This is a genomic window from Siccirubricoccus soli (genome assembly GCF_024178315.1).
Lineage (GTDB): Bacteria > Pseudomonadota > Alphaproteobacteria > Acetobacterales > Acetobacteraceae > Siccirubricoccus > Siccirubricoccus soli.
In genome coordinates this window covers 20,134-31,036 of the sequence record NZ_JAMZIK010000150.1, presented here as the reverse complement: position 1 = coordinate 31,036, position 10,903 = coordinate 20,134, and the positions used below count along the sequence as shown (strand labels likewise).

Here is a 10,903-nt window from a genome sequence, read left to right as displayed (position 1 = left end):
TGACGGCCAGGATGCGGATCCGCCCGGCCTGGCGATGCGGCAGCGCCGCCTGGATGTTGTCCACCACCAGCGCCACCCTTCCGCCCAGCAGGTCGGCCCAGGCCGGGCCGCTGCCGCGATAGGGCACATGCATCAGCGGCAGCCGGCCCATCACCCGCAGTACCTCCGCCCCCAGATGGCCGGAGGTGCCGTTGCCGGAGGAGGCGATGGTGGTCTCCCGCGTGATCGCCAGCAGGTCGTCCAGGCTGCGCAGCGGGGAGTCGGCCGCGACCGAGATGGTGGCCGGCTGCAGCGAGACCAGGGCGATGAAGCTGAAATCCGTGAGCGGATCAAAGCCTTGGCGGGGGAAGAGGAAGGGGTTCGTCCCGTGCGTGCCGATGGTGACGAAGCCCAGGGTCTGGCCGTCCGGCGGCGATTTCGCCAGCACCTCCGTGCCGACATTGCCCCCGGCGCCGGGGCGGTTCTCGATCACCATGGGCGGCGCCCCGGGCAGTTCCGCAATGGCCGGGACCAGCAGCCGGGCGACGATGTCCGTGCCGCCGGCGGGCGGGTAGGGGACGATGAGGCGGACCGGCCGCGCCTCCTGCGCCCGGAGGCCGGGCGCGAGGAGAGGCGGGGCGGCGAGCGCGCCGAGGGCGCGGCGGGTGAGGGTCATGGCGTTTCCTTCCCTTATGGGAGCAGGCTCGGCCGGGCTTCGCCCATCCCGTCCCGCTCCAGCGTCTTGTCCGGCCGCATGATCCACCGTTCGGTCGATTCGACCTCAACCGATCACGTCGCTGGGTCACGGTGATCCGCGGTTCCGGCCGATCCGGCCCGCCCGGTCACGCTCCGGGGTCCTGACCCGGGGCGAATTTGGCGCCGCGGGCGCGTCGGTCCATCATGCCGCAAATCGCTGCAGGAGATGTCCCCGTATGGTTCCGCCTTGGCACGAGAAACTTGCTTCCATCGAGGCGACCGAGGCGGGGCTGCAATCCGCCGGCTACATTCCCAGCCGGCCCATTTCCACCGCAGTTTACCTGGCGCACCACCTGCAGAAGCCCATCCTGGTGGAGGGGCCGGCCGGCGTCGGCAAGACGGAGCTGGCGAAGGCCGCCGCCTCCTGGCTCGGCCTCGGGCTGATCCGCATGCAGTGCTATGAGGGGCTGGACGAGTCCAAGGCCCTCTATGAATGGAAATACGGCAAGCAGCTCCTCTACACCCAGATCCTGAAGGACCGGATGGGGGCGCTGCTGGGCGAGGAGCCGAGCCTGGAGGGCGCGATGCGCCGGCTGCACGGCGTCTCCGACCTCTTCTTCTCCGAAGAGTTCCTCGAGCCCCGCCCGCTGCTGAAGGCGCTGCGCCAGCCCGAGGGGGCGGTGCTGCTGATCGACGAGGTGGACAAGGCGGACCAGGAATTCGAGGCCTTCCTGCTTGAGCTCCTCTCCGACTACCAGGTCTCCATCCCGGAGATCGGCACGGTGCGGGCGGAGGTGGCGCCGATCGTCATGCTCACCTCCAACTCCCAGCGCGACCTGGGCGACGCGCTGAAGCGGCGCTGCCTGCACCTGCATATCGGCCTGCCGGAGCCGCGGCTGGAGGCGCGGATCATCGCCACCCGCGTGCCGGGCATCGCGGAGGCGCTGCGGCGCCAGCTCGTCGCCTTCGTGCAGCAAATGCGCACGCTGGACCTGAAGAAGCTGCCCTCGGTCAGCGAGACCATCGACTGGGCGCGCGTGCTGGTGCTGCTGCATGTGCGGGAGCTGGATCCCGGGCTGGTGCGGGAGACGCTGAACGTGCTGCTGAAATTCGAGAGCGACATCGAGACGGTGGAGCCCCGCATTGCCGAGCTGCTGCAGGCGGCGCGGGCGGAGGCGGTGCCGGTCCGGTGATGGAGGGCATGGCAGGCAGCGCGGCGGTCATGGAGGGGCCGCTGCTGGACTTCTTCCGGGCCGCGCGCGGGGCGGGGCTGCGCATCTCGCCTGCCGAGAGCATCGACGCGGTGCGGGCGGTGCGCGTCATCGGCTTCGAGGAGCGGGAGGCGCTGCGCGACACCCTCTCCCTGGTGCTGGCCAAGACGCCGGCGGAGAAGCGCGCCTTTGCCGAGTGCTTCGAGCGCTTCTTCAGCCGCGGCAGCTTCGCCGACGACGAGCTGACCCCGCCGCCCGCCGCCCCGCCCGCGACCAGTCCCGCAGGTGGCGAGGGAGAGGGGGGAGGCAGCGCCCTCGGCCGGCTGCTGCTGGCCAACGACCAGGCGGCGCTGGCGGCGGAGGTGGAGGCCGCCGCCGCTTCGGTCGGCCTGATCAACATCTCCATCTTCACCCAGGTCAACCTCTTCACCCGCCGCATGCTGGACCGCATGGGCCTGGCCGCGCTGGAGCGCGAGATCGCCGCGACCAAGGATGCGGACCGCGCCAACCGGCTGCGCATCGGGCGGGACCGGCTGCGGGAGAGGGTGCGGGATTTCGTGCAGCAGAACCTGCTGCTCTTCGCCGAGGGCAAGAACCAGGAATTCCGCGAGCGCCTGCTGACCCAGACCCGGCTTTCGGCGATCGACCGGCGGGACCATGACCGCATGCGGGTGCTGGTCCGCGCCATGGCCAAGCGCCTCGCCACGCAATATGGCCGCCCGCGCCGGCGGGACCGGCGCGGCATCCTCGACGTGCGCCGCACCCTTCGGCGGAACATGGGGTGGGAGGCGATCCCCTTCCTGCCCGTCTGGAAGCAGGAGCGCATCGACAAGCCGAAGCTCGCCGTGCTGTGCGACGTCTCCGGTTCCGTCGCGCCGCTGGCGCAATTCCTGCTGCTGTTCCTCTTCTCGCTGAACGAGGCGCTGGCGGGGCTGCGCGCCTTCGCCTTCAGCAACAGCCTGATCGAGGTCTCCGAGCTCCTGGAGCGGCTGCCGATCGAGAAGGCGATCCCGGAGGTGTTGCAGCGGATCGGCTTCGGCTCTTCCAATTACGGCCAGGCGCTGGCGGATTTCGAGGCCGGGTGGCTCGGCATCCTCGACAGCCAGACCACCGTCATCATCCTCGGCGATGGCCGCGGCAACCGGAATCCGGCGCGCAGCGAGATCCTGCGGCGCATGGCGGAGCGGTCGAAGCAGGTCGTGTGGCTGAACCCCGAACCGCGCACCCTGTGGGGCACCGGCGACAGCGACATGCTGCGCTATGCCCCGCATTGCCGGGTGACGGCGGTGTGCAACAGCCTGCAGCACCTGGAGCGCGTGATCAGCGGGCTGCTGCGGGACGGGGCTTGAGCGGAGAGGGGGCGATGGACCCGGCGCTGCGCACGGAATTCGGCATCGAGGGCGAATGGGCGACGGTGCGGCGGCACGGCATCCGCTGGTCCGAATGCGATCAGTTCGCCCACGCCAACAACACCGCCTATCTGCTGCTCTGCGAGGATGCGCGCGTGGCGCATTGGCTGGAGATCGGCGGGCGCTTCGCGCTGGATGCGCCCGGGCCCCTGGTGGCGCGCATCGAGGCGGAGTTCCGCCGCTCCGTCGCCTTCGGCGATGAGGTGGCGGTGACTTTGCGCCCGCTGGCGCTGCGCCGCACCAGCTTCACCACGGAATATGCGGTGTGGAAGCAGGGGCTGATCTTCCGCAGCAAGGCCGTGCTCGTCTCCGCCGTGCCGAGCAGTGGCGAGAAGGTGCCGCTGACGCCGGAGATCCGCACGGCGCTGATCGGGCAGGGCGCGGTCGAAGAATAACGCCCCTGGCCGAAAGGCCGGGCACGCAAAGCGTCGCTCGACCGCCTCGAGCGACCTCTTGCGGCACCGTCGCCCAGGGCAATGGTGGTCTTCGGCGGTGTCGCAGGCCCTGCAAGGGCCTTCGCTTCCGCGGCGGTAGCGTCAGCCCGTGGCGGCGATCGCTGCCCATTCCTCCGCGGTGAAGCGCGGCGTGATGTGCTGCGGGCAATTCCACTCGAAGCCGGCCACCCGGATCAGCATCGCGCTCTCCGCCAGCGCCTCCCGCCCCGGCGGCGTCAGCCGCGCCAGCAGCGCAGGGTCGTCCCGCACCACCCTGGCATGACCGAACAGCTTCAGCCGCCGGCGCCGCGCATGGTCCAGGAAGAACAGCGACACCCGGTCATCCGTCGCCAGATTCCCCAGCGAGACATGTTGCCGGTTGCCGCGCAGGTCGGCGAAGCCCAGCGTCTCCGCATCCAGCACCTGCACGAAGCCCACCGGCCCGCCGCGATGCTGGAGATAGGGCCAGCCGGTCGAGGACACCGTCGCCAGGAAGAACCCGTCCCGCGCCTCAATGAAACCCGCCTCCTCCGGCCCCAGCGCGCCATCCTCGCGCCCCTCCGCCGCCACCCGGGCGAAGTGCGCGCGCGAGCCGAGGCCCGCCTGCTCCGCCTGCACCGCCGGGGTGAAGGCGATCTCCGCATAATGCCGTCCCATGGTCCGGCCCTCCTTTTCCTCCCGCAAGCTGGCCCTTGCGCTGGTCGGAAGGAATGGGCGGAATCCGCAAGGCAGCCTGCAGGAATGCGGAAGAATGGACCGGCTGGACGAACTCCGCCTGCTCGTGGCGATCCTCGAGACCGGCTCCCTCGCCGCGGCCGGCCGCCGGCTCGGCCACTCCCCGCCCGCCGTGACCCGCGGCCTGGCCGGGCTGGAGGAGCGGCTGGGCGTCCGCCTGCTGGACCGTACCACCCGCCAGAGCCGCCCGACCGAGGCCGGTCGCCGCCTCGGCGAGCAGGCCCGCCGCCTGCTGGCGGAATACGAGGACGCCATGACGGAGGCCGCCGGTGCCGCCGCCGCCCCGCGCGGCAGGCTGCGCGTCGCCGCGCCTCTGGTCTTCGGCCGGCTGCATGCGGCGCCGCTGGTCACCGCCTTCCTCGACGCCCAGCCTCAGGTCAGCGCCGAGCTCATCCTCTCCGACCGTAATGCCGATCTGCTGGAGGAGGAGATCGACGTCGCCATCCGCATCGGCCCCTTGGCGGAGGCCGGGCTGGTGGCGCGCAAGGTGGGCAGCGTGCGCCGGGTGCTGGCGGCCAGCCCGGACTACCTGGCGCGGCACGGCCGGCCCGCCGCGCCGCCGGATCTTGCAGCGCATCAGGTGATCCAGTTCGCCGCCCCCGGCACCCCTACGCCGGAATGGCGCTTCCGGGCGCCGGACGGCCAAGCGGTCGCGGTGCGGGTCACGCCGCGCTTCTCCGTCAACCAGGCGGAGGCGGCGCTGGAAGCCGCACTCGCCGGCCGCGGCATCCTCCGCCTGCTCTCCTATCAGGCGGCGGAGGCCTTCGCGGCCGGGCGGCTGGAGCGGCTGCTGCGGGACTGGGAGCCGCCGGCGCGTCCGGTCTCCCTGGTCCTGCCCTCCGCCCGGCTGCTGCCGCCCCGGGTCCGGGCCTTCATGGACTTCGCCGCGCCCCGCCTCGGGGCGCTGACGGTGCTGCGGGAGGGCTAGGGCCGTCCCGCCGCTACCTCCGGCCAGGCCGCCACAACCTCACCGGAAGCGGGGGCCTTCGCTCCCGCCGCGGCGAGGCGCCAAGCTCCCGGGGGCGGCCTGCCGGGAGGCGTCAGCTCCGGCCGTCGCCGCGCCCGCCGCCCCGGTCGCCCGGATCGCTGTCCCGCCGCCGCAGCTCCTGCACCGCCAGGGATGTCGCGACATTCACCGCGGGCATGGGCGGCAGGGAGGCGAGGCGCCGCAGCGTCGCCGCGCCGCCCGCCGGGAAGATCGGGTTGGAGAGGATCCGCTCCGCCGCCGCCTGGTCCCCGGCCTGCAGGGCGCGGGAGGCGGCGTAGAGGGAATCCACCACGGGCTGCGTCGGCGCATTGGGCGCGATGCCGACTACCGGCCGCATCTCCTGCTGGCCACGCGCCATCTCCGTGCCGACCAGCGGCGAGAATTCGCGCCAGCGGGCGCCGTAGGGCAGCTCGGCGGCCAGATACTCGTAGTTCGCCACCGCCCGGGCCGCGACGGCGGGCTGCCCGGCGACGCGGCCGGGGTCGGCGAAGATCGAGGCGGTGGAGATGATGGCCGCCCGGGTGGGATCGCCGGCACCGACCACGGCGTCGCTCGGCAGGCTGGCATAGCCATAGGGCGGCTGCTGGACGGCCGAGCAGGCGGATAGCGCCAGGCCGGCAGCGAGAAGCAAGGGACGAATCGACATGTGCTGCTATTCCTCCAACCTTGGGATATGGGATGCGCGACGGGTTTTGCAGCCCACCCCCGGCTTTCCGCCACGCTTGGCCGATGCATAATCCCGGCGTGGCATGCGGCGGGGCGGGACGGATGAGCGGCAGCAACGGGACGGGCGCGGCACGGGGCTGGGGCGCGGGGGCGGAGGAAAGCCCGGCCGCCGCGCTGCGCCGCCGCTTCCCCAGCTTCAACGATCTGCAGCGCCGGGCAAGGCGGCGGGTCTCCCGCTTCGCCTATGATTTCGTTGCGGGCGGGGTGGGCGATGGCGCGCCGAACGTGGCGCATAACCGCGCCGCCATGGATGCGGTGCGCATCCTGCCGCGCTACGCGCTGGATCTCTCGCAGGTCTCCACCGAGACGGAGATCTTCGGCCGCCGCTATGCCGCGCCGGTCGGCGTGGCGCCGATGGGCAATATCGGCATGGTGTGGCCGCGCATCGACGCCATCCTGGCCGCGGCGGCGCAGAAGGCGCGCATCCCCTATGTCTCCTCCACCGTCGCCAATGTCGGGATGGAGGAGCTGGCACGCATTGCGCCGGACAGCTTCTGGTTCCAGCTCTACGGCCTGCCGGGCGACAATCACCGCCTGTCCTTCGATCTCATCAAGCGGGCGGAGGCGGTGGGGGCGCATGCGCTCGCCATCACCCTCGACGTGCCGATGCGGCAGAAGCGGGTGCACGACATCCGCAACGGGCTGGTGCTGCCCTTCCGCTACCGGCCGCGCACCGTGCTCGACATCGCCCGCGCCCCCTTCTGGGCGCTGGAGATGCTGCGCCGCGGCCAGCCGCGCTTCGAGAACATGCGGAAATATGTCGGCGAGAACGCCTCCATCGCCGAGCTCGCCAGCTTCACCCAGCGCCACATGACGACGGGCGTGACTTGGGAGGACATCGCCCGCTTCCGCGATGCCTGGCCGCGCGCCTTGGTGCTGAAGGGGCTGCAGCATCCGGCGGATGCCGAGAAGGCGGTCGCGCTCGGCATCGATGGCATCTGGGTTTCCAACCATGGCGGCCGGCAATTCGACGCGGCGCCGGCCTCCATCGACACGGTGCCGGCAATTGCTGCCGCGGTCGGCGGTCGGGCGAAGATCCTGTTCGACGGCTCCATCCGCTCCGGCCTCGACGTGCTGCGGAGCCTGGCGGTGGGGGCGGATTTCTGCTTCGCCGGCAGGGCCTTCTGCTACAGCGTGGCGGCGCTGGGGGAGGCGGGGGGCGACCACGCGGCGGCCGCCTTCGCCGAGGAGATCCGCACCACCTTCGGCCAGGCCGGGATGCGCAACGTGGCGGAGGCCGCGGCGGCGACGGTGCTGCACCCAGGCGCGGTGCGGTTCGACCTGGACGGCAATGCATTGGGGCAGGAGGCGCCGCGAGCGAGGGGGTAGGGATGGCGGTTCCGCCTGTAAATCCCGCTGGGGAGCTGACCGGTTCCGACCCTGGTGTGAGCTGGCAGGCTAGAGCGTTTTCGGTTTACATGCGTTCACCGAAAGCGCTCTACGCCTTTGGTTGCAGAGCAGATTCACGCCTTCGGGCGATGCCGCCCTACGGCGATCTGCTCTAAACCTGCGAGTCCGCAACCTGGATCGTGGTTCGGACGCCTCTCACCGCTGCGGCGGCGAATGGGTCAACGCGCTGATGGCTTTGGAGGCATTTGTGCTGGGGCAGGACGTAATCCTGCCGCCTGTCGATTTATCCCTAGGAGGATGCGACAACCTAGGAAGTCCGGAGCCAGTGTCAGCGGTGCCAAACCTCCTCCATCAACGACGGCGTAGGTAGCGGCTCCCAATCGCATTCGCTGCAGCCGTGCAGGGTATCCGGATCTTTTGGCAAGCTCGAGGTATTGCTCCGGGGTGCTGACGCCTGCAGCTTGATGATCGAGCCGCTGACAGTGTGCCTCGCGCACGATATGCCAGGTGGGCGCTAAACATGGGTCATTTCCCTGCGCATCAGGCGCACACACACCCTGTGCGGATACCGGCAGGCTGAGGATGGCGCCAGTGACGAGCCAGAAAGGGAATCGTCACAGTTCCATATCCCATATCCAGCCGTCGCAATAACAACGGCGAACCATCGCCCATCAAAACAAATCAGGCAAGCGGCTCGTCAGCAGACAGTGCGGTTAACGCCGAGCGTTACGCGGAAGATCGCGGCTGACCAGCAGGCGCGAAAGGCATAGGCAAACTGTCGGCAGTTTGGAATAGCTAACGGCGTTACGCCTTGGAGCGGTCGTGAGAGCGATTGCGCATCCATGAGCGAACCACAAATCGTGTTGAATCCACGCTCAAACTGGTTTTTTAGTACAACCCGCCCAGCCCCCGGTCGCCGCCGACCACCGCCCCGCCTTCCGCCGCATCCGCCGGCGCCCGGGCGCTGTTCTCCGTCCCCGGCCGGAAGGCCTCCATGGTGCCGTCCGGCAGCCGCACCAGTGCCACGCCCGGCGGGGCACGGAAGGGCACCGGCGGGCTGCCGCGCAGCGCCGCTTCCAGCACCTCGCGGAAGATCGGCGCGGCATTGCCGCCGCCGGTTTCGCCATTGCCCAGCGTGTGCGGGTCGTCGAAGCCCATCCAGACGGCGATGACGATGTCGGGGGTGAAGCCGACGAACCAATTGTCGAAGTAGTCGTTCGTCGTGCCCGTCTTGCCGGCGATGGGCCGGCTCAGCCCCTGGCCCGCCCGGCTGCCGGTGCCGCGCTGCACCACCCCGGTCAGCAGGTTCACCATCTGGTAGGCGGCGATCGGGTCGGTGATCTGCGGCCGGTCATCCACCAGCTCGGGCGGGCCGCCCTCCGGGCTCGTCGCATCGCAGCCGTCGCAGCGCAGCGCCTCGCTGCGCCAGATCACCTCGCCGCGGGCGCCCTGCACGCTGTCGATCAAGGTCGGCGTGACGCGATGGCCACCATTGACGAAGCTGGCATAGCCGGCCGCCATCTTCAGCACCGTCGTCTCCCCGGCGCCAAGCGCCATGGAGAGGTAGCGCGGCATGTTGTCGATGACGCCGAACCGGCGGGCGGTTTCCGCCACCTTGTCGATCCCCACCTCCTGCGCCACCCGCACGGTGACGAGGTTCAGGGATTTCTCCAGCGCGGTGCGGATGGTGACATAGCCATTGTAGGACCCGGCCGTGTAATTGGCCGGGCGCCAGACGCCCTGGGCCGTCATCACCTCGATCGGCCCGTCCAGGAAGCGCTGGTTCGGCGGCACGCCCGCCTCCAGCGCCGGCAGATAGACGAAGGGCTTGAAGGAGGAGCCGGGCTGGCGCAGCGCCTGGGTGACGCGATTGAACTGGCTCTTGTCAAAGGACCAGCCGCCGGCCATGGCCTGCACGCGGCCGGTGGCCGGGTCCAGCGCGACGATGGCGCCCTCCACCTGCGGCACCTGGCGCAGCGCCAGCCGCTCCGGCCGGCCGGCGGCGCGGCCCTGGGCGGGCACGGCCGGCAGCACCTCCACCATCACCACATCGCCCACCGCCAGCACATCCGCCATGCGGCGGGGCGCGGCGCCCAGCCGCCCTTCGCCGAGCGCGCGGCGGGCCCAGGCGGCCTCCTCCAGCGACATCAGCGCGTTGCGCGGCTGCGCCGGGCTGCGCAGATCCGGCCGTTCCAGCCAGGCCAGGCGGGCATCGCGCTCCCGCAGCTCCTGCACCACAGCCAGGCGCCATTCCGGCAGCATGCCCGGCGGCTTCGCCACGGCCTCGAGCTGCGGCATCCATTCGGTCGGCGTCGCGGCGATGCGCGCGGCCGGCCCGCGCCAGCCGCCGCGCCGGCGGTCATAGGCGGCGAGGCCGTGACGCAGCGCCACTTCCGTCGCCGCCTGCAGCGCCGGGTCCAGGCTGGTGCGGACGACGAGGCCGCTCTCATTCACCAGCTCGGCGGGGGAGCGGTCGCGGCCGCGGGCCAGGCGGGTGCGCAGCGCCTCGTCCTGGCTGATGCGGGCGACGAGCTCGCGCCGCACCTCCTCGGTGAAGTACTGGCCGACCGGGACCACATCCGGGCGGCGGGCGGGGCGGGGGATGAGGGGCTCGGCCTTGGCCTGCTCGGCCTCCGCACGGGTGATGGCGCCGTCCTCCGCCATCCGGTCCAGCACCCAGTCGCGCCGCGCCCGGGCGGCCTCCGGGTTGCGCTGCGGGTTGTAGTTGTTCGGCGCCTTGGGGAGGACGGCGAGAAAGGCGCTTTCGGCCAGCGTCAGGTCGTCCAGGCTCTTGCCGAAATAGGCCTGGGCGGCGGCGGCCACGCCATAGGCCTGGGCGCCGAGGAAGATCTCGTTCAGGTAGATCTCGAGGATGCGCTCCTTCGGCAGCGCATCCTCAAGACGGACGGCGAGGATCGCCTCGCGCAGCTTGCGGGTCAGCGTCCGGTCGGCGCCGACCAGCATGTTCTTCGCCACCTGCTGGGTGATGGTGGAGGCGCCGCCGAGCCGCCGGCCGGTGCCGTAGGCCTCGATGTTGCTGACGACGGCGCGGGCGATGCCGATGGGATCGACGCCGTGGTGCTCCCAGAAGCGCTGGTCCTCGGCGCTGACGAAGGCCTGCTGCACGCGCCGGGGAATCGCCTCGATCGGGACGAAGACCCGGCGCTCCATCGCCAGTTCTGCCAGCAGCCGGCTGTCCGCCGCGTAGATGCGGGACATCTGCGGCGGCTGGTAGTCGGCCAGCCAGGTGTAGTCCGGCAGGGTGGCATCGACGGTGCGGTAGAGGGTGTAGCCGCCCACCGCGCCGGCCAGCAGCCCGCCCGCACCCAGGATGAAAAGGACGCGGAACATCCCGAAGCCGCGGCGGCGCCGGCG

The 10,903-nt window shown here is 71.1% G+C and carries 9 protein-coding genes; 5 read left to right on the top strand and 4 right to left on the bottom strand.

Annotation, left to right across the window (positions count from 1 at the left end):
- The coding region (locus NJ376_RS21765) for a Bug family tripartite tricarboxylate transporter substrate binding protein (protein ID WP_252955390.1) at positions 1–655 on the bottom strand (655 nt) is incomplete at its 3' end.
- Between the two features lie 256 nt (positions 656–911).
- On the opposite strand from NJ376_RS21765, the gene NJ376_RS21760 reads away from it, so the two are divergent.
- Genes NJ376_RS21760 through NJ376_RS21750 form a run of 3 tightly spaced genes read left to right on the top strand, consistent with a single transcriptional unit; the run spans position 912 to position 3,690 of the window.
- Positions 912–1,868 (top strand): AAA family ATPase, encoded by a 957-nt coding sequence (locus NJ376_RS21760; RefSeq protein WP_252955389.1) that lies wholly within the window; start codon positions 912–914, stop codon positions 1,866–1,868.
- An 8-nt stretch (positions 1,869–1,876) separates the two neighbouring features.
- Positions 1,877–3,235 (top strand): VWA domain-containing protein, encoded by a 1,359-nt coding sequence (locus tag NJ376_RS21755; RefSeq protein WP_252955388.1) that lies wholly within the window; start codon positions 1,877–1,879, stop codon positions 3,233–3,235.
- Between the two features lie 14 nt (positions 3,236–3,249).
- Entirely contained in the window at positions 3,250–3,690 is a 441-nt protein-coding gene (locus NJ376_RS21750) for an acyl-CoA thioesterase (protein ID WP_252955387.1), read from the top strand.
- 141 nt (positions 3,691–3,831) lie between these two features.
- On the opposite strand, the gene NJ376_RS21745 is transcribed toward NJ376_RS21750, so the two are convergent.
- Positions 3,832–4,386, bottom strand: coding sequence for a pyridoxamine 5'-phosphate oxidase family protein (locus NJ376_RS21745; RefSeq protein ID WP_252955386.1), 555 nt, complete (start codon positions 4,384–4,386; stop codon positions 3,832–3,834).
- Positions 4,387–4,480: 94 nt separating this feature from the next.
- Between NJ376_RS21745 and NJ376_RS21740 the strand changes: the two genes are divergently transcribed.
- Positions 4,481–5,392: a LysR family transcriptional regulator gene (locus tag NJ376_RS21740; RefSeq protein WP_252955385.1), complete on the top strand. Its 912-nt coding sequence runs from the start codon at positions 4,481–4,483 to the stop codon at positions 5,390–5,392.
- A gap of 112 nt (positions 5,393–5,504) precedes the next feature.
- Here NJ376_RS21740 and NJ376_RS21735 read toward each other — a convergent pair whose 3' ends face one another.
- Positions 5,505–6,098: a hypothetical protein gene (locus tag NJ376_RS21735; protein ID WP_252955384.1), complete on the bottom strand. Its 594-nt coding sequence runs from the start codon at positions 6,096–6,098 to the stop codon at positions 5,505–5,507.
- Positions 6,099–6,220: 122 nt separating this feature from the next.
- Between NJ376_RS21735 and NJ376_RS21730 the strand changes: the two genes are divergently transcribed.
- The gene (locus NJ376_RS21730; RefSeq protein ID WP_252955383.1) at positions 6,221–7,507 is read left to right on the top strand and encodes an alpha-hydroxy acid oxidase; all 1,287 of its coding nucleotides are present in this window, start codon (positions 6,221–6,223) and stop codon (positions 7,505–7,507) included.
- A gap of 909 nt (positions 7,508–8,416) precedes the next feature.
- Here NJ376_RS21730 and NJ376_RS21725 read toward each other — a convergent pair.
- Positions 8,417–10,879, bottom strand: a complete 2,463-nt coding sequence (locus tag NJ376_RS21725; RefSeq protein WP_252955382.1) for a penicillin-binding protein 1A — start codon at positions 10,877–10,879, stop codon at positions 8,417–8,419.
- Positions 10,880–10,903 lie beyond the last annotated feature (24 nt).